At 73.1% G+C, this 18,984-nt stretch carries 17 protein-coding genes; 10 read left to right on the forward strand and 7 right to left on the reverse strand.

Annotated elements, in window-relative coordinates; translation table 11 throughout:
• Window positions 1–53: 53 nt before the first annotated feature.
• The gene (locus LG324_RS08415) at window positions 54–668 is read right to left on the reverse strand and encodes a hypothetical protein (protein WP_404352927.1); all 615 of its coding nucleotides are present in this window, start codon (window positions 666–668) and stop codon (window positions 54–56) included.
• Window positions 665–1,285: an SIMPL domain-containing protein gene (locus LG324_RS08420; protein WP_404352928.1), complete on the reverse strand. Its 621-nt coding sequence runs from the start codon at window positions 1,283–1,285 to the stop codon at window positions 665–667. Before LG324_RS08420 ends, LG324_RS08415 begins: the two co-directional genes overlap by 4 nt.
• A gap of 83 nt (window positions 1,286–1,368) precedes the next feature.
• Here LG324_RS08420 and LG324_RS08425 point away from each other — a divergent pair, with 83 nt between their 5' ends.
• From LG324_RS08425 to LG324_RS08460, 8 genes are all read left to right on the forward strand, one after another.
• On the forward strand, window positions 1,369–2,796 hold the full coding sequence (locus LG324_RS08425) for an NAD-dependent malic enzyme (RefSeq protein ID WP_404352929.1): 1,428 nt from the start codon (window positions 1,369–1,371) through the stop codon (window positions 2,794–2,796).
• Window positions 2,793–3,173, forward strand: a complete 381-nt coding sequence (locus tag LG324_RS08430; RefSeq protein ID WP_404352930.1) for a VanZ family protein — start codon at window positions 2,793–2,795, stop codon at window positions 3,171–3,173. Before LG324_RS08425 ends, LG324_RS08430 begins: the two co-directional genes overlap by 4 nt.
• A gap of 220 nt (window positions 3,174–3,393) precedes the next feature.
• The gene (locus LG324_RS08435) at window positions 3,394–5,592 is read left to right on the forward strand and encodes a DEAD/DEAH box helicase (protein ID WP_404352931.1); all 2,199 of its coding nucleotides are present in this window, start codon (window positions 3,394–3,396) and stop codon (window positions 5,590–5,592) included.
• Entirely contained in the window at window positions 5,589–6,146 is a 558-nt protein-coding gene (locus tag LG324_RS08440; RefSeq protein WP_207022737.1) for a YqgE/AlgH family protein, read from the forward strand. The genes LG324_RS08435 and LG324_RS08440 overlap by 4 nt, the downstream gene beginning before the upstream one ends.
• Window positions 6,147–6,205: 59 nt before the next feature.
• Complete coding sequence (locus LG324_RS08445; protein WP_030527536.1) at window positions 6,206–6,514, forward strand: DUF3039 domain-containing protein; 309 nt, start codon at window positions 6,206–6,208, stop codon at window positions 6,512–6,514.
• A 199-nt stretch (window positions 6,515–6,713) separates the two neighbouring features.
• Window positions 6,714–7,706 (forward strand): zinc metalloprotease, encoded by a 993-nt coding sequence (locus LG324_RS08450; protein WP_404352932.1) that lies wholly within the window; start codon window positions 6,714–6,716, stop codon window positions 7,704–7,706.
• A 95-nt stretch (window positions 7,707–7,801) separates the two neighbouring features.
• A complete protein-coding gene (locus LG324_RS08455; protein WP_207022738.1) occupies window positions 7,802–9,568 on the forward strand; it encodes a DEAD/DEAH box helicase in 1,767 nt (588 codons plus the stop codon).
• A 118-nt stretch (window positions 9,569–9,686) separates the two neighbouring features.
• Window positions 9,687–11,540, forward strand: a complete 1,854-nt coding sequence (locus LG324_RS08460; protein ID WP_404352933.1) for a bifunctional metallophosphatase/5'-nucleotidase — start codon at window positions 9,687–9,689, stop codon at window positions 11,538–11,540.
• 88 nt (window positions 11,541–11,628) lie between these two features.
• On the opposite strand, the gene LG324_RS08465 is transcribed toward LG324_RS08460, so the two are convergent.
• Window positions 11,629–12,123 (reverse strand): Lrp/AsnC family transcriptional regulator, encoded by a 495-nt coding sequence (locus LG324_RS08465; protein ID WP_030527532.1) that lies wholly within the window; start codon window positions 12,121–12,123, stop codon window positions 11,629–11,631.
• A 107-nt stretch (window positions 12,124–12,230) separates the two neighbouring features.
• Here LG324_RS08465 and hppD point away from each other — a divergent pair, with 107 nt between their 5' ends.
• On the forward strand, window positions 12,231–13,469 hold the full coding sequence (hppD, locus tag LG324_RS08470; protein WP_404352934.1) for a 4-hydroxyphenylpyruvate dioxygenase: 1,239 nt from the start codon (window positions 12,231–12,233) through the stop codon (window positions 13,467–13,469).
• A 64-nt stretch (window positions 13,470–13,533) separates the two neighbouring features.
• Here the strand turns inward: hppD and LG324_RS08475 are convergent, their stop codons facing one another.
• Window positions 13,534–13,848: a DUF427 domain-containing protein gene (locus LG324_RS08475; RefSeq protein ID WP_404352935.1), complete on the reverse strand. Its 315-nt coding sequence runs from the start codon at window positions 13,846–13,848 to the stop codon at window positions 13,534–13,536.
• 204 nt (window positions 13,849–14,052) lie between these two features.
• Entirely contained in the window at window positions 14,053–15,552 is a 1,500-nt protein-coding gene (locus LG324_RS08480; RefSeq protein ID WP_404352936.1) for an amino acid permease, read from the reverse strand.
• A 493-nt stretch (window positions 15,553–16,045) separates the two neighbouring features.
• Between LG324_RS08480 and LG324_RS08485 the strand changes: the two genes are divergently transcribed.
• Window positions 16,046–16,870, forward strand: coding sequence for an RDD family protein (locus tag LG324_RS08485; RefSeq protein ID WP_404352937.1), 825 nt, complete (start codon window positions 16,046–16,048; stop codon window positions 16,868–16,870).
• A 10-nt stretch (window positions 16,871–16,880) separates the two neighbouring features.
• Here the strand turns inward: LG324_RS08485 and fahA are convergent, their stop codons facing one another.
• Both fahA and LG324_RS08495 read right to left on the reverse strand, forming a co-directional pair.
• Entirely contained in the window at window positions 16,881–18,089 is a 1,209-nt protein-coding gene (gene fahA, locus LG324_RS08490; protein ID WP_404352938.1) for a fumarylacetoacetase, read from the reverse strand.
• Window positions 18,086–18,976: a hypothetical protein gene (locus LG324_RS08495; RefSeq protein WP_404352939.1), complete on the reverse strand. Its 891-nt coding sequence runs from the start codon at window positions 18,974–18,976 to the stop codon at window positions 18,086–18,088. The genes fahA and LG324_RS08495 overlap by 4 nt, the downstream gene beginning before the upstream one ends.
• Between the last annotated feature and the right edge of the window lie 8 nt (window positions 18,977–18,984).

Raw genomic sequence — 18,984 nt, forward strand, 5'->3', positions numbered from 1 at the left:
GACGACCCGGGCCCTCCTTCCCGAGGGCCCGGGTCGTCCACGTGCGGGGCGGCTCAAGCGAGGTCGAGGCGGTAGCGCTCGCCCTCGCGGGTGAAGCCGAGCCGGTCGTAGTACGGCGCGACCATCCCGGGCGCGGTGAGCACCCGACGGACCCCGAGCTCGCGGAAGAGGCCGGACCGGCGGAAGACGAACTCGCCCGGCGCGAAGTCGCGGAACCGCGGGGTGACGTAGTCCAGCTCGACCTCGGCCGTGCGGTCGCCGACGTCGCGGACGACGATGACACCGGCCGTCTCGTCGCCGTGCTGCACGAGCCACGTCGAGCGCGAGGGGTCCGTCCCGGCGGTGAACCCGGGGAAGAAGCGGGCGATGTCGCCGGCCCACAGGTGCAGGACGTGCAGCAGGTAGCCGTCGGCCCCGCGCACCGGGACGACGGCGAAGGCCCGCTCGTCACCCCGCTCCCGGAGCATCCGGACGATGAACCACAGGTTGATGCCGGCGAGGACGACGTTCATCGCGACCATCGGCCAGACCCCGAGCACCGCGTTGAAGACGACGAGGATGACGCAGGCGACCGTGTTGAGCACACGCAGCCGCAGGATGCGGGCCTGCAGCAGCGAGAAGACGAGCAGCGCCGACCCGAACCAGCCGAGCGCGTCGACCCAGGTCACGGCTCGCCCAGCGCGAAGCGGACCTGCACCTCGACCCCGACGACCGACTCGCCACCCTCGAGAGGGACGCCCGCATCGGCCGCGGCGAAGCGCGCCTTGGGCATCGGCACCGGGCCGCCCATCGGCGCCTCGCGGACGCGCAGCACCGGCCCGAGCGGCCGGCCGGCGAGGCGCGCCCACTGGTCGGCCCGCTCCTGCGCGTCGGCGAACGCGGCGTCCCGCGCGCGCACGAGCAGGGGAGCGGGGTCGGCGACCTCGAGCGAGACCCCGTCGACGGCCAGGGCGTCACCGGCCGCCCCGGCGAGCGCCGAGATGACGGCCCCGGCCCGGTCCCGGTCTCGCACGCGCAGGCGCAGCGACTGGTGCGCCGTGTACCCGACGACCCCCTGCCCTTCCCGGTCCCAGCGCGGCGAGACGCCCATCCCGGTCGTGCGCCGGTCGGCGTCGCGGACCCCGTGGTCGTCGGCGGCGGCGACCGCTGCGGCGAGCCGGTCGGCGAGGCCGGAGAGCGTGGAGGGCACGTCGGGGCCGTCGACGTGCACCCGCACGTCGAGGACGACGACGTCGGGCGGTGCACCGGCGCTGCCGGTGCCGGTCACGTCCACGTGGTCCGACATGCGGGTCACGGTAGCGGCGCGGGGGCGACCGCACCACGGACCCCGATTCGGGATACCTGCTGGTACGCGGTTAGATCGACCGCATGCCCGCCGCGCCCTCCATCGCCAACAGCGTCACCGTCCGCCTCGTCCTGCCCGCCCGGCCCACCGCGGTCAGCGAGATGACGAGCCTCATCGAGAAGGCGGGCGGGGTCGTCACCGGCCTCGACGTCACCGGCTCGGGGCACGCGCGGATGCGGGTCGACCTGACGATGCTCACGCGCGACGTCGACCACGCCGACGAGATCGTCGCGGTCATGCGCACGGTCGAGGGCGTCGAGATCGGCAAGGTCTCGGACCGCACCTTCCTCATGCACCTCGGCGGCAAGCTGACCGTCGAGTCCAAGGTGCCGATCCGCACCCGTGACGACCTGTCGCTCATCTACACGCCGGGTGTCGCCCGCGTCTGCATGGCGATCGCCGACAACCCGGCCGACGCCCGCCGCCTGACGATCAAGCGCAACACCGTGGCGGTCGTCACCGACGGCACGGCGGTGCTCGGGCTCGGTGACATCGGCCCGCTGGCGGCGCTGCCGGTCATGGAGGGCAAGGCGGCCCTGTTCAAGCGCTTCGCCGACATCGACGCCTTCCCGATCTGCCTCGACACCACCGACGTCGACGAGATCATCCGCACGGTCAAGGCCATCGCCCCCGGGTTCGCCGGCATCAACCTCGAGGACATCTCGGCGCCGCGCTGCTTCGAGGTCGAGGCGCGCCTGCGCGAGGAGCTCGACATCCCGGTCTTCCACGACGACCAGCACGGCACGGCGATCGTCGCGCTCGCCGCGCTGCGCAACGCCCTGCGCGTCGTCGGCAAGCGGCTCGAGGACGTGCGCCTCGTGATGAGCGGCGCAGGCGCGGCCGGCACCGCGATCCTCAAGCTCATGCTCCACGCCGGGGCGCGCCACGTCGTCGTCGCCGACGTCGACGGCGTCGTCCACCGCGACCGCGCAGACGTCCTCTCGGGCGACCACCCGAACCACGCGTGGATCGCCGAGCACACCAACCCCGACGACATCAGCGGCTCGCTCGCCGACGCGGTCCGCGGCGCCGACGTCTTCCTCGGCGTCTCGGCCCCGAACATCCTCTCGGAGGAGGCGGTCGCCTCGATGGCTCCCGGCTCGGTCGTCTTCGCGATGGCCAACCCGGTGCCCGAGATCGACCCCGAGATCGCCGCCCGGCACGCCGCCGTCGTCGCGACCGGTCGCTCGGACTTCGCGAACCAGATCAACAACGTCCTCGTCTTCCCCGGTGTCTTCCGCGGCCTCATCGACGCGGCGAGCAGCCACGTGACGATGGAGGTGCTCCTCGCCGCGGCCGACGCCCTCGCGGGCGTCGTGACCGAGGAGGAGCTCAACGCGACGTACATCATCCCGAGCGTCTTCCACCCGGACGTCACGGGCACCGTCGCGGACGCCGTGCGCCGTGCCGTCGAGGGTGTCGAGGGCGTCCACGACGACCCCGACGCGTGACGGCGGCGTCCTCGCGCACCGGTCGCGTGGCCGGGGCGCTCGCGCTGGCCGCGACGCTCGTCCAGCTCGTCGTCCTCTACGTCCCGCGGGCGCCGGGCGTCGACCCGTTCCCGAACGCCGACAAGGTGGTCCACCTCGCGGTCTTCCTCGTCCCGGTGGCCCTCGCCGTGCTGGCGGGCGTCCGGGTGCGCTGGGCCGCCGGGGTCTTCGCGGCCCACGCCGTCCTCAGCGAGGTCGTGCAGGCCACGCTCCTGCCGGCGCGCAGCGGTGACCCCCTCGACGCGGTCGCCGACCTCACCGGTGTCGCGCTCGGGGTGCTCCTCGGCGTGACCCTCGCCCGTCGGCGCGTGGCCGGGAGCACCCCCGCGCGCTGGTAGACTGGACCCCTTGACCGAGGTGGCCCGGCGCCTGGCCGCGCCGATGCCCGCAGAGTGCGGGCGCTCCACACCACTCCCACCCGGTCCGCCGGTGACACCGCGAGGTCGAACCGGCCACCCAGGGCCACAGACGGCCCCGAGGCTCGTTGTCCGTGCTGGTTCGCCACCGGTTGACGACGTGTCTGTCAACCGAACGACGAACCACGAAGGTGAATCACCCATGCCCAAGAAGGCATCCGGGCCCAAGGCCCGTTGGACCGCTGCCCAGAAGGCGGAGGCCCAGAAGGGCCCCAAGAAGCCGCACCGCGGCCAGTCCGCCCGCAGCACCGAGACCACCGAGCGCACCAAGCGCCCCCGGGCCGAGCGCTCGCCGCGCTGGGACCGCGAGGACCCGCGCCGCGGTGACCGCCCCGCCCGCAGCGAGCGTCGCGAGGGGCTCCAGCGCGAGGACCGTCCGGCGCGCTTCGCGCGGGACGACCGTCCGCGTCGTGACGACCGCTTCCAGCGGGACGAGCGTCCGGCGCGCGTCCAGCGCGAGGACCGTCCGCAGCGCGTCCAGCGGGACGACCGTCCGCGTCGTGACGCCGGCTTCCAGCGCGAGGACCGTCCGGCGCGCTTCGCGCGGGACGGCCGTCCGCGTCGTGACGACCGCTTCCAGCGGGACGAGCGTCCGGCGCGCGTCCAGCGCGAGGACCGTCCGCAGCGGTTCGAGCGCGAGGACCGTCCGCGTCGTGACGACCGCTTCCAGCGGGACGAGCGTCCGGCGCGCTTCCAGCGCGAGGACCGCCCGCAGCGCTTCGAGCGCGACGACCGGCCCCGCCGCTGGGTCTCCGGCGACGGCGAGGAGCGCCGCGTCCACCGTCCCCACGACGAGCGCCCCCGCCGCGAGCGCGGCGACCGTCCCTTCCGTGAGCGCTCGCCGCGCGTCGCCGACCCCGTGCGGCGCGACCGCCACGAGGGCCGCCACGTCGAGCAGCGTGGCTACGAGGCGCCGCGCAGCTTCGAGGAGGCCGAGGCCGAGCGCGCCGAGGCCGACACCTGGACCGCGTACCGCTCGGTCGCGGCCGGTGGCCCGCGTGAGGTGACCGAGGACAACGGCTTCGCCGCCCTCGGCCTGCCCGAGCGCCTCGTCGAGCGACTCGCCCGCGACGGCATCACCGAGCCGTTCCCGATCCAGGCCGCGACGATCCCCGACGCGCTCGCGGGCCGCGACGTCCTCGGCCGGGGCCGCACCGGCTCCGGCAAGACCCTCGCCTTCGGCCTGCCGACCATCGCGCGCCTCGCCGACGGTGTGCGCCCCGAGCCGCGCCGCCCGCGGGCGCTCGTCCTCGTGCCGACCCGCGAGCTCGCGATGCAGGTCAGCGACGCGCTCGAGCCGTTCGTCCACGTGACCGGCCTCAAGCACCGGCTCGTCGCCGGCGGCCTGTCCTACGAGGGCCAGATCTCGGCGCTCAACCGCGGCGTGCACCTCCTCGTCGCGACGCCGGGCCGCCTCGTCGACCTGATGGAGCGCGGCGCCGTCGAGCTCGGCGGGGTCGAGGTCGCCATCCTCGACGAGGCCGACCACATGGCCGACATGGGCTTCGTCCCCGAGGTCACCGCGATCCTCGACGCCGTGCCCGAGGGCGGGCAGCGCCTGCTCTTCTCGGCCACGCTCGACCGCGGCGTCGACACCCTGGTGGAGAAGTACCTCGTCGACCCGGTGACCCACTCGACCGACGACGCGCAGGCCGCGGTGACGACGATGAGCCACCACGTGCTCCTCATCGACCCGCAGGACAAGAAGACCCTCACCGCCGAGCTGTGCTCGCGTGCCGGCCGCACGGTCGTCTTCGCCCGCACCCAGCTCGGGGCCGAGCGCATCGCCCGTGAGCTGCGCGAGCGCGGTGTCCTCGCCGCGGCGCTGCACGGCGGGCTCTCGCAGGGCGTGCGCAACCGCGTCCTCGGCGCCTTCCGCGACGGCCGCGTCCCCGTGCTCGTCGCCACCGACGTCGCCGCGCGCGGCATCCACGTCGACGACATCGGGATGGTCGTCCAGGTCGACCCGCCGACCGACCACAAGGACTACCTGCACCGCGCCGGCCGCACGGCCCGCGCCGGGGAGGAGGGCGCCGTCGTCATGCTCGCCCTCCCGCACCAGCGCAAGATGGTCACCCGGATCATCGAGGGGGCCGGCGCCGAGGCGCAGGTCGCCAAGGTGGCCCCCGGCGACGCGACCGTCTCCGCGCTCGGTGGCGTCGCCCCGAGCGGCGTCCCCGTGCCCGACGAGGTCTGGCGCCCGCTGCTCGAGGCCAAGCCGCAGGGCCGGGGCGGCCCGCGCCGCGGTGGCCCGCACCGGGGTGGTCCGCGCGGCGGTCGCCCGCAGGGTGGCCGCAGCGGCGGTCGTCCGCAGGGTCGCGGGGGCAGAATGGGCGCGTGAGCGCCACCACCACCGGGCGCCTCCTCGTCGCCACCCCGCAGATCGAGGAGGGCGTCTTCCACCGCAGCGTCGTCCTCGTGCTGCACCACGGCGACGACGGGGCGCAGGGCGTCGTGCTCAACCGCCCCGTCGACGCCGGCATCGACTCGGTCCTGCCCGGCTGGGAGGAGCACGCCAGCCGGCCGGCCACCCTCTTCCAGGGCGGGCCGGTCCAGCTGGACTCCGCGCTCGGGCTGGTCGCCGTCCCCGGCGACTCGCCCGAGCCGACCGGGGTGCGCCGACTGTTCGGCGCCGTCGCCCTCGTCGACCTCGACACCCCGCCCCCGCTCGTCGTCCCCGAGCTGTCGGGCCTGCGCATCTTCGCGGGCTACGCCGGGTGGTCCCCGGGCCAGCTCGAGGAGGAGATCGCGACGGGGTCGTGGTTCGTCGTCGACACCGAGAGCGCCGACGCCTTCACCGACCACCCGGCCGACCTGTGGCAGCGGGTGCTGCGCCGCCAGCCCGAGCCGCTGCGCTGGATGGCGCTCTACCCGCCGGACCCCTCGCTCAACTGACGCCGTGGGCCCGCCGGCGTCCGGGAGGCCCCGCAGGACGAGCGCGTACCCTGCTGCCCATGAGCGAGACGATGCCGCCGCCCAGCGACCCGAACGCGCCGCAGGGGCAGCCCGACGGCCCGCAGACGCAGACGGCCGTCCTCGAGCGCACCGAGACCGTCCCCGAGGTCGCCGAGCCCGGCGACCACGAGCGCTTCGCGCACTACGTCCGCAAGGAGAAGATCCTCGAGAGCGCGCTGTCGGGGGAGCCGGTGACGGCCCTGTGCGGCAAGGTCTGGATCCCCGGGCGCAACCCCGACCGCTTCCCGGTCTGCCCGACCTGCAAGGAGATCTACGAGGGCCTGCGACCGCCGGAGGACGGCGACTGAGACGGGGCTGAGGGTCTCCCGCCGGAGTTGACCGAGTTCTTACGCGGGCCTGACCCGCAGCAGTCGTCGGGCGCGTATCGCGGGAGGCCGAGGTCTTACGCAACCCTGACCGCGGGCTGACCCCGTCGGTCCGGACGCGCGCCTAGCGTCCTGCGGGTGCCCCGGTCGACCGACCGGGCTGACTCCCGGAAGGACGCCCATGCGTACTCGTTCCCTCACGGCCCTCGCCGCGCTCACCCTCGGCGTGGCCGGCTCCCTCGTGCCCCTGTCCTCGGCCCAGGCCCGCCCGATGGCGGCGGACACCGCCCAGTCGGCCGAGTGCACCGTGCACAGCGACGTCGTGGGCGGTCGGCACGCCGCGGGGCCGAACCGGGCCGACCCGCACGAGCTGACCCCGGCCCAGACGAAGGCGAACGACGCCGCGATGGCCAAGGCGCTCGCGGCCAAGGGCTACGACACCCGCACCGACGGCAAGGCCGTCACGCAGTCGGCGCAGCGCTCCGCCGCCGCCTCGAACAAGAAGCCCGTCGCGGCGTTCGCCGGCGGCGTCGTCGACGTCTACGTCCACGTCATCACCGACGGCACGAACGGCAGGCTGACCAGCACCCAGATCAACAACCAGATCTCGGTCCTCAACAACGCCTACTCCTCGGCCGGGTTCTCCTTCCGCCTGGCCGGCACGGACACGACGACCAACGCCTCCTGGTACCAGGGCCTGACCGACGGCACCACGCAGGAGCGCCAGATGAAATCCGCCCTGCGCAAGGGCAACATGGGCGACCTCAACCTCTACACCGCGAACCTCGGCGGCGGCCTGCTCGGGTGGGCGACCTTCCCGAAGGCGAGGCAGGACGTCATGGACGGCGTCGTCATCCTCGACCAGTCGGTGCCCGGCGGCACGGCCGCGCCGTACAACCAGGGCGACACCGGCACGCACGAGGTCGGCCACTGGATGAACCTCTACCACACCTTCCAGGGCGGCTGCTCGGGCAGCGGTGACTCGGTCTCCGACACCCCGGCCGAGGCCTCGCCGGCCTACGGCTGCCCCACCGGCCGCGACACCTGCGGCACCGCCGGCCTCGACCCGATCACCAACTTCATGGACTACTCGGACGACGCGTGCATGAACAGCTTCACGACCGGCCAGGCCACCCGGATGCAGAACGCGTGGCTCGCCTACCGCAACGTCTGACCGGCCATCTCGGCTAGCACAGACCGAGGGCCCCGGCGCAATCCGCCGGGGCCTTCGGTGTGTCGTCCGGCGGCCGGTTATCGTGGCCGTCGCCCATGAGTACCTCTGCTGCCGGACACCTGCCCCCCGCCTATCCCGAGCGGGCCGCGTGGGGTACCGCGTCGAAGCTCCGCGCGTGGCAGGAGGAGGCCCTGGCCGCCTACCTGGCCCGCCAGGAGAAGGACTTCCTCGCGGTCGCGACGCCCGGCGCCGGCAAGACGACGTACGCGCTGCGGATCGCCACCGAGCTGCTCGACCGCGGCGTCATCCGGGCGGTCACCGTCGTCGCCCCGACCGAGCACCTCAAGACGCAGTGGGCCGACGCCGCGGGCCGGGTCGGCATCCAGCTCAACCCGTCGTTCTCCAACGGCGCCGGCGTGCAGTCGAGCGAGTACCACGGCGTGGCTCTGACGTACGCGCAGGTCGCGGCCAACCCGGGGCTGCACAAGCGGCGCACGGAGGCCGAGCCGACGCTCGTCATCCTCGACGAGATCCACCACGGCGGCGACGCCCGCTCGTGGGGCGACGGCATCCGCGAGGCGTTCACGCCGGCCACGCGGCGCCTCTCGCTGACCGGGACGCCGTTCCGCTCCGACACCAACCCGATCCCGTTCGTGCGCTACGAGATGGACGCCGCGGGCATCCTGCGCTCGGGGTCGGACTACACCTACGGCTACGCGGCCGCGCTCCGCGACGGTGTCGTGCGCCCGGTCCTCTTCCTGGCCTACGGCGGCGCGATGCGCTGGCGCACCAAGGCCGGCGACGAGGTCGCGGCCCGGCTCGGGGAGCCCCTGACCAAGGACATCACCGCGCACGCGTGGCGCACCGCGCTCGACCCCAAGGGCGAGTGGATCCCGGCGGTGCTCAGCGCCGCCGACAAGCGCCTGTCCGAGGTGCGCCGGCACGTGCCGGACGCCGGCGGCCTCGTCATCGCCTCCAACCAGAACGCGGCTCGCGCGTACGCACGCATCCTCACGGACATCACCGGCGAGAAGACCACCGTCGTGCTCTCCGACGACGCGGGCGCGAGCTCACGGATCGAGGAGTTCAGCCAGAGCGAGGCGCGCTGGATGGTCGCGGTCCGAATGGTCTCCGAAGGCGTCGACGTCCCGCGCCTGGCCGTCGGCGTCTACGCCACCTCGACCTCGACGCCGCTGTTCTTCGCCCAGGCCGTCGGTCGCTTCGTCCGGGCCCGTCGTCGCGGCGAGACCGCGTCGGTGTTCCTGCCGTCGGTGCCGATCATCCTCCAGCTCGCCGCGACGATGGAGGAGGAGCGCGACCACGCGCTCAACCGCCCGAGCAGCGACGAGGACGAGGCGTCGCTGTGGGCCGAGGAGGAGGGGATGCTCGCCGCCGCCAACCGGACCGAGAAGACCCTCGGGCTGGACGAGTCCCGCTTCGAGGCGCTGGAGTCCGACGCGCACTTCGACCACGTGCTCTTCGACGCCAAGCAGTTCGGTCTGCACGCCGAGGTCGGCTCCGAGGAGGAGCAGGACTACCTCGGCCTGCCGGGGCTGCTCGAGCCGGACCAGGTGGCGATGCTCCTCCACGAGCGCCAGGCCAAGCAGGCCAAGGGGAGCTCGGCCCGGCCGCAGCCCGCGCAGGGGCCGACGCCGGTGGCCCAGCACCGCGCCCTCGCCGCGCAGCGCAAGGAGCTCAACAAGCTCGTCGCGGCGTACTCGAGCAAGACCGGGGCCCCGCACGCCAACGTCCACATGGAGCTGCGCCGGGCCTGCGGTGGTCCGGAGCTCGCGTCCGCGACGAGCGAGCAGGTCACCGAGCGGATCGCGAAGATCCGCAACTGGTTCGTCGGCCGCCGCTGACCGCTCGGCGGTCGTGCGCCGGCTCCACCTGCTGTTCACCGGATGCTCGGCGCATCCTGAGAGAACGGCCACGCCCTCGTCGCGCACCGGCCGCCCGGACGGGCTAACGTGCCGCCCCGTGACCGACAACACCTCTGCATCCCGCCGTCAGCTGCTCACCATGGCCGTCGTCGGTGGCGCCGGCCTCTGGGCGGCCCCATCGGCCTCCGCCGACCCCCACCACGGGCACGGCCACGACCACGACCACCACCACGGCGGCAAGACCTTCCGTCTCACCGTGCTCGGCACGACCGACCTGCACGGCAACGTCTTCAACTGGAACTACTTCGCCAACGCGGCGTACTCCGACAAGGCCGGCAACCAGATCGGCATCGCCAAGGCCGCGACGCTCATCAAGGCCATGCGCGCCGAGCGCGGCGCGAGCACCTGCCTGACGCTCGACGCGGGCGACACCATCCAGGGCACGCCGCTCGCGTACTACTACGCGAAGATCGACCCGATCACCGGTGGCTCCAAGCACCCGATGGCCCTCGCGATGAACGCCGTCGGCTACGACGCGGCCGCCCTCGGCAACCACGAGTACAACTACGGGCTCGACACGCTGCGGGCCTTCCAGAAGCAGTGCCGCTTCCCGCTCCTGTCGGCGAACTCGGTCGACTGGAACACCGGCCGGCCGGTCTTCCCGCCGTACGTCCTCAAGCGGGTCAAGGTCAAGGGCGGCAAGGACATCACGGTCGGCATCCTCGGCCTCGTGACGCCTGGCGTCGCGATCTGGGACAAGGCCAACGTCGAGGGCAAGGTGAAGTTCCCCGGCATCGTCGAGCAGGCGAAGGTGATGGTCCCGCGCCTGAAGCGGATGGGCGCCGACGTCGTCGTCGTGTCCTGCCACTCCGGCCCGGTCCCCGGCTCGAGCTACGGCGACGCCCTGCCCTACCCCGAGAACGCGAGCACCCAGCTGGCCGAGGAGGTCCCCGGCATCGACGCGGTCCTCGTCGGCCACGCCCACCTCGAGGTCCCGCAGAAGCTCGTGACCAACAAGGTCACCGGCCGGCAGGTGCTCCTCAGCGAGCCGTACTACTGGGGCATGCGCGTCTCGGTCATGGACCTCGACCTCTGCTTCGAGCGCGGCCGCTGGTCGGTGCGCTCGTCCTCGGCGACGCTGCTCAACGCGAACACCGTCCCCGAGGACGCCAAGATCGCCGCCCTCGTCCGGCCCGCGCACGAGAAGGTCCTCGCGTACGTCAACGGCGTCATCGGCACCTGCACCGAGGCGATGTCGGCCGCGACGTCCCGCTACGAGGACACCGCCGCGATGGACTTCATCAACCTCGTCCAGGGGCAGGCCGTCAAGGACGCCCTCGTCGGCACCCCGCAGGCCGACCTTCCGGTGCTCTCGATCGCCGCGCCGTTCAACAAGGACGCCGCCATCCCGGCGGGCGAGGTGACCGTGCGCGACGTCGCGGGGCTGTACATCTTCGACAACACGCTGCTCGGCATCACGCTCACCGGTGCGCAGGTTAAGACCTACCTCGAGCAGTCGGCGGCGTACTTCCAGCAGGTCACCTCGGCCGGCCCGTTCACCCCGGAGCAGGTGACCAACGCGAAGACGCCGACCGCGCCGAACGGCACGCCCGACTACAACTACGACATCATGGGCGGCCTCGACGCACCCCTGACCTACGAGATCGACATCGCCAAGGACCCGGGCTCGCGGATCACGAACCTCCAGTACGCCGGCGCCCCGATCGACCCGGCGCAGGAGTTCGTCATCGCGATCAACAACTACCGCCAGTCCGGTGGCGGTGGCTTCCCCGGCGTCACGACGGCCCCGGTCGTCGACAACCGGCAGGTCGAGATTCGGCAGCTGCTCATCGACTGGGTGACCGCCAACCAGCAGATCGACCCGCCGAGCTTCGCGTCCACCGACTGGCGCCTCGTCGCGAACGGCACGCCGGTGGTCATCACCGCCTGAGCTCCGCCCCGCACCCCGGACGAGGCCTCCACCCCGTCGAGTGAACAGAACACGCCGTGCCCGACCCCTCGGGCACGGCGTGTCCTGTTCACTCGACGGTCGAGCGGGTGGCCGCCGTCGCGACGAGCGGGCCGGTGCGGTGGGGGAGGTGGGTCACGAGGCAGATGGCCGTGTTGGCCCGCAGCACGTGCACGTCGTCGATGATCTCGTCGATGACCCGGCCGAGGTCGGCGTTGTCGCGGGCCGCCACCCGCACCACGAGGTCGCCGACGCCGGTGATCGAGTGGATCTCGAGCACCTCGGGGATGGCCGCGAGGTGCGCGACGACCGGCTCGTGGCCCTGCCGCTGGCTGATCTCGAGCGTGCAGAACGCGGTGACCGGGTACCCGAGGGCGTCGGGGTCGACCTGCGGGGCGAAGCTGCGGATCACCCCGCGCTCCTGCAACCGGTCCAGGCGCGCCTGCACCGTGCCGCGCGCCACCCCGAGCCGGCGGGAGGCGCCGAGCACGCCGACGTGCGGGTCCTCGGTGAAGAGGGCGATGATCCGGGCGTCGAGGGCGTCCACCCCGTCCTTGTTGGCCATGGTCACATCGTCCAGCAGGAAGGGGTGCCGAGGCAACAGCATGCACATCGTGTGCACCGTGTCGGCGAGAGGTTGCACATCCCGACCAGCGCCCCGACAGTGGCGGGATGACTGACACGACGACGACGTCCGCCAGCCGCCTCGACCTCACCGACCAGGAGCGCGCGGCCGAGCTCGACCTCGAGCAGCTCAAGCAGCTCGTGGGCCTGGTCGACTACGACGAGAGCACCGACCCGTTCCCGGTCACCGGCTGGGACGCCATCGTCTTCGTCGTCGGCAACGCGACGCAGACCGCGCACTACTACCAGAGCGCGTGGGGCATGGAGCTCGTCGGCTACACCGGCCCCGAGAACGGCACCCGCGACCACAAGGCGTTCGTCCTCAAGTCCGGCTCGATCCGCTTCGTCGTCAAGGGCGCGGTCACCCCCGACAGCCCGCTCATCGAGCACCACGCGAAGCACGGCGACGGCGTCGTCGACATCTCCCTCGAGGTGCCGGACGTCGACAAGTGCCTCGAGCAGGCCCGTCGCGCCGGCGCGACCGTCCTCCAGGAGCCGGAGGACCTCACCGACGAGCACGGCACCGTGCGCGTCGCGGCCATCGCGACCTACGGCGAGACGCGGCACAGCCTCGTCCAGCGCGTCGTCGACGGCACGACCTACGCCGGCCCGTACCTGCCCGGCTACGTCGCCGCCTCCTCCACCTTCGTCAAGCGCGACGGCGCCCCGAAGCGCCTCTTCCAGGCCCTCGACCACATCGTCGGCAACGTCGAGCTCGGCAAGATGGACGAGTGGGTCGGCTTCTACAACAAGGTCATGGGCTTCGTGAACATGGCCGAGTTCATCGGTGATGACATCGCCACCGACTACTCGGCGCTCATGTCCAAGGTCGTCGCCAACGGCAACCACCGCGTGAAGTTCCCGCTCAACGAGCCGGCGATCGCGAAGAAGAAGAGCCAGATCGACGAGTACCTCGAGTTCTACGCCGGCCCCGGTGCGCAGCACCTCGCGCTGGCGACGAACGACATCCTGCGCACCGTCGACGAGCTGCGCAAGGAGGGCGTCGAGTTCCTCGACACCCCGGACGCCTACTACGACGACCCCGAGATGCGCGAGCGCATCGGTGAGGTCCGCGTGCCGATCGAGGAGCTGAAGTCCCGCAAGATCCTCGTCGACCGCGACGAGGACGGCTACCTCCTCCAGATCTTCACCAAGCCGCTCGGCGACCGGCCGACCGTCTTCTTCGAGATCATCGAGCGCCACGGCTCGCTCGGCTTCGGCAAGGGCAACTTCAAGGCGCTCTTCGAGTCCATCGAGCGCGAGCAGGACAAGCGCGGCAACCTCTGACGCGCGACCACTGGGGCACGCTCGACGCCGCCGGATTCCGAGGGGGTCCGGCGGCGTCGCCGTGTCAGGAGCGCTCCTGGTCCGCGGGGGAGGACCAAGGGGTGACGGGCCGCGGGACGGGCACGCCGTCGATGACGAGGTCGGTGCGCTCGGCGTAGAAGCAGACGAGGTCGCGCAGCGCCGCGACCTCGGGCAGCGGGTCGGGGTAGGACCAGGCGACGTCCTCGACCTCGGGCCGCCCCTCGCGCGCCGGGAGCGACCAGTAGCGGGCGTCCCCCTTGTACGCGCAGGTCGTCGTCGACGCGCTCGGGCCGAGCAGGTCGAGCCGCACGTCCTCGGCCGGGACGTACCAGCGCGCGGGGATGTGGGTCTCGTGCACGGCCGTCGCGCGGTGGGTGTCGGCGAGGACGACACCGGCGACGGCGACGACGACGTGCCGGTCGGCCGCGAGGAGGTCGATGCGCTTGAAGGGGTCGTGCGGGTGGCCGGTGACCGCGGTGGCCTCCTCGACCCAGTCGAACGGCGCCCACTCGACGACGACCCGCCCGCCGAGGTCGGGGTCGTCCGGGGCGACGCCCGCCCCTCAGGCCGCGGAGTCGGCGCGTGCGTTGAGCCGGGCGTGCTTGCGGCCGTAGAGGAAGTACACGAGGAACCCGAGCGCCATCCAGACCGCGAACCGCAGCCAGGTCTCGACCGACAGGTTCGTCATGAGGTAGACGCAGGCCAGCGCCGACAGGGCCGGCACGACCGGCGAGAACGGCGTGCGGAAGGGCCTGGGGAGGTCCGGCTTGGTCCGGCGCAGCACCGGCACGGCGATCGAGACGACGACGAACGCGAACAGGGTGCCGATCGAGACGAGGTCGGCGAGGGCGGTGAGCGGCACGAACCCGGCGAGCACCGCGACGAGGACGATCGTCATCATCGTGATCTTCCACGGCGTGCCCCACTTCGGGTGGACCTCGGCGACCGAGCGGGGGATGAGGCCGTCGCGGCCCATCGAGAAGCCGATCCGACCCATCGCGACGATGTCGACGAGGATGACCGACGTCAGGCCCGCCACGGCGGCGATCGAGACGAGGACGGACGCCCATCCGGCTCCCACCGCCTCGAACGCGCTGGCGATGGGCGCGCCCTCGTTCAGCTGCGAGAACGGGACCATCCCGGTGATGACGAAGGAGACGCCGACGTAGAGCAGCGTGCAGATGCCGAGCGTCCCGAGCAGGCCGAGCGGCAGGTCGCGGCTCGGCTTCTTCGTCTCCTCGCCGAGGTTGGCGACGGCCTCGAACCCGGTGTACGCGAAGAAGACCACGGCCGCTGCGGTGAGGACGCCGGCGAAGCCGAAGGCCGTCGGCTCGATGCCGAAGAGCGCCTGGCTGACCGGCTGCTTGAGCCCCGAGGTGCCCTCCTTCACCGGCTGGGCCGGCGGGATGAACGGCGTGAGGTTGGCGGCCTTGACGTAGAACGCGCCGGCGATGATGACGAAGACGCAGACGGCGACCTTGACGACGACGAGCGTGTTGGTCACGCGGGCGCTCTCGCGGATGCCGACGACGGCGACGACGCCGAGGAGCAGGACGATGGTGATGGCGCCGAGGTTGACGACCGACTCCTCGCCGAAGATCGAGGTCGGCAGGTCGAACAGCTCCTGCGCGTAGCCGGACCATCCGCGCGCGACCACGGCTGCGCCGAGGGCGAACTCGAGGATGAGGTCCCAGCCGATGATCCACGCGAACACCTCGCCGATCGTCGCGTAGGCGTACGTGTAGGCGGAGCCGGCCGTGGGGACGGCGGAGGCGAGCTCGGAGTAGCAGAGGGCCGCGAGCAGGCTGACGGCCCCGGCGATGACGAACGAGATGACGACGCCCGGGCCCGCGTGGTTCTTGGCCTCGATCCCGGTCAGGGTGAAGATCCCCGTGCCGATGACGATGCCGATGCCGAAGCCCATGAGGCTGAACGGGCCGAGGCGTCGGTTCAGCCGGCCCGGGCCCTGGGTGTCGCTGCCGCCCTCGCCCTCCGGGCCACCGGCCTGCGCCAGGACGTCCTCGACGGGCTTGGTGCGCAGGACGGAGTGGTCGTCGCTCATCCGGCGACCCTACGACCGGCGGGGGAGCGGCGGCGCGATGCGTCCACGGACGTTGCGAGCCCGTCCCGGGTGACGCCTCACGCCCCCTGTCGGTTGCTCCACCCACTGAGGCAACCGGGACGAGCGACGCTCCTCGACCGCTCACCGTGGTTGCTCCACCCACTGAGGCAACCGGGACGAGCGGTGCTCCTCGACCGCTCACCGTGGTTGCTCCACCCACTGAGGCAACCGGGACGAGCGGTGCTCCTCGACCGCTCACCGTGGTTGCTCCACCCACTGAGGCAACCGGGACGAGCGGTGCTCCTCGACCGCTCACCGTGGTTGCTCCTTGGCTCGAAGCGAACGACAGCGGGCGTCGGGGGTCCATCTGCGGCGACGAGCGGCAGCCCCGCCTCGCTGGACGGCCGGGGACGGCTCTCGGAGGCCGCCATCCCTGCGGTCCCCGAAGGGCCGAGCACGAGGGCGTCCGGGGCCGCGTGCGATCCTTGGGCGCATGACGACGCCGAGCGCCCCCGGCTGGTACGAGGACCCCGACGACGCGACCCGCCTGCGGTACTTCGACGGCATCGTGTGGAGCAGCCACACCACCCCGCGCCACGCCCAGCCCGCCGCCCCCGCCGCGAACGCCCCCGTCGACCCGGCATCCACCGCCGCGCCGGGCGCGCCGGCCGGTCCCGCCGACCCCCGGACCCAGGGCACCCCGTGGGGCGGCGCCCCGCAGCAGCCGTGGGGGCAGCCCCCGGCGCAGCACCCCCACTGGCAGCAGGCCCCGGTCGACCGCGCGCTGCGGATGCCCGACGGCGACGTCGTCGCCGAGTGGTGGCGCCGCCTGCTGGCCTGGGTCGTCGACTCGCTGCTGACCGGCCTCCTCGCGGGTCTCGCGTCCCTCCCGCTCATGGGTTCCTACCTCGACGCCGTGCGCGACTGGCTCCAGGCGTCCGCCAACGGCGAGAACCCCGATTTCTCCGTGCCGCTCAACGCCTTCGCCGAGATCGCGCTGCCGATCGGGCTCATCCAGATCGGCGTCGGCCTGGTGTACTCGACCCTCTTCCTCGTCTGGCGGTCCGCGACACCGGGCAAGATGCTGCTCGGCACCATCGTCCGCCCCACGGCAGGGCGTGCGCGGATCGGCGTGGGGGTCGCCCTGCGCCGTCAGTCCCTGGGCGTCGTCAGCGACCTGCTCCAGCTCAACCCGCTCGTCAACGTCGCGGGCATCGTCCTGTCGGTCGTCGACCCGGGGTGGCTGATCCGCGACCCGCGCCGCCAGGCGCTGCACGACAAGGTCGCCGACACCGTCGTCGTGCTGCGGAAGCGCTGACCTCCGAGGGTCAGCGGGCGGGCCGCACCGTCCCGGTGCACTCACCGAACCCGATGACCGTCCCGTCGGGACCGGGCGCGGTGGCCCGCAGCGTCACCGTGTCGCCGTCCTCGAGGAAGGTGCGCTCACTGCCGTCGTCGAGGGTGACCGGCTCCTGCCCGCTCCAGGTCAGCTCGAGGAAGCACCCGCGGGTCTCCTTCGCCGGACCCGAGATCGTGCCGGAGCCGAAGAGGTCGCCCGGACGGACGCTCGCGCCGTTGACGCTCAGGTGCGCGAGCATCTGGGCCGGCGACCAGTACATGTCGCGGAACTCGGGCCGCGAGACGACCGTGCCGTTCCAGTCGACCTCGACGTGGACGTCGAGACCGTACGCGCCGTCACCCGCGAGGTAGGGCAGCGGCTGCGGGTCCTGCCCGGGCAGCGCCACGCGCGCGGCGCGCAGGGCGTCGGTGGTCACGACCCACGGGCTGATGCTCGTCGCGAAGGACTTGCCGAGGAACGGGCCGAGGGGCACGTACTCCCAGGCCTGGAGGTCCCGCGCCGACCAGTCGTTGAGGAGCACGACCCCGAAGAGGTGCTCGTCGGCGTCCGCGAGGTCGACGCGGTCACCGAGGGCGGTCGAGCCGCCGACGACGAAGCCGAGCTCGGCCTCGATGTCGAGGCGGACGCTCGGGCCGAAGGTCGGGGCGTCGTCGGCCGGGGCCTTGCGCTGCCCGGTGGGCCGCACGACGTCGGTCCCGGAGACGACGACGGTGCCGGCGCGCCCGTGGTACCCGATCGGCAGGTGCTTCCAGTTGGGCGTCAGCGGAGCCGAGTCCGGCCGGAAGATGCGTCCGACGTTGGTCGCGTGGTGCTCGCTGGCGTAGAAGTCGACGTAGTCGGCGACCGCGAACGGCAGGTGCATCGTCACGTCGGACACGGGGAGGAGGTGGGGCTCGACGGTGTCGCGGTAGTCGTCGTTGGTCAGCTGCTCGGTCAGCCACTCACGGGCCGCGGTCCACGCCGGCCGGCCCTCGGCGAGGAAGGCGTCAAGGGACCCGCCGCGCCACACGGCGGCGGACTCCATCCCGGCCTGCTCGGCGCAGGCGACGAGGTCGAGCACCTGCTCGCCGACGCGGACCCCGACGCGGCGCTCGCCGTCGGGGCCGGTGGAGAAGACGCCGTAGGGCAGGTTGTGCAGGCCGAAGGGGTGGTCGGCGGGCAGGTCGAGCCAGGTCATGGCGCGGGGTCCTCTCCGGGGGTGGGGTGGTCGGTCGCGGCGAGGCCGAGCGTGGCGAGCTCGCCGAGGGGGTCGGTGACGGTGCAGCAGCCGTAGGCGGTGAACGCGGCGCGGACCCGACGGGTGGTCGAACCCGGCCAGGCGAGGACCAGGTCGGCGAGGGCGCGGCCGTCGCGCACGTCGAGCAGGGCGGCGACCTCGGCGACCGGTGCGCCCTCGAGCGCCGCGGCGGTGGCCACGAGGACGTCGAGGACGCCGTGGTTCTCCTCGTCGGTCCCGCCGACCGCGTAGGTCCCGCGGACGGCGTGGTGCAGGCCGCCGGTCAGCTTGAACGGCACCCGCACGGAGGTGGCGGCGACGAGGAAGCCTGCCAGCTCGTGCTCGTCCGGCCAGGGCCACGTCGGCGTCGGGCCGGTGCGGAACTTCGCGACGACCGCGTCACCCTCGGCGACGGCCGCCCGGACGTCGGCCAGCGCCGCGTCGCGGGCGTCGGCCTCGCGCGGCACCTCGAGCGCGAGCGGCAGGTCGCCGGGCAGGTCGAGGCGGCGCCATCGGTCGGTCCAGCCCAGCTCGGCGCCGCGCACGTCGACGCGGGGGTCGGCGCCGAGGACGGCGAGACCCTCGCGCAGCGCAGCCGGGTCGGTGCCGGGCCGGGCGACGACGCCGAGGTCGAGGGGGCCGCGCCCGGTCCACCGGCCGGCGTCGAGCGCGTCGAGCAGCTCCGGGGCGGACGACGCCGGCACGAGCAGCGGCCCGACGCATCCGCCGTAGGGCGCGGCTCGGTGCGTGGCGTGGGCCGAGACCGCCTCGGGCAGAGGACTGTTGCCGGGCGGGAAGACCGCGGCGTCGTCGACGAGGGCGCGCAGGACCTCCGGCGTCGTCGACATGCTGTCCA

This window comes from Phycicoccus jejuensis (assembly GCF_044797865.1).
In the GTDB taxonomy this organism is placed as follows: domain Bacteria; phylum Actinomycetota; class Actinomycetes; order Actinomycetales; family Dermatophilaceae; genus Phycicoccus; species Phycicoccus jejuensis.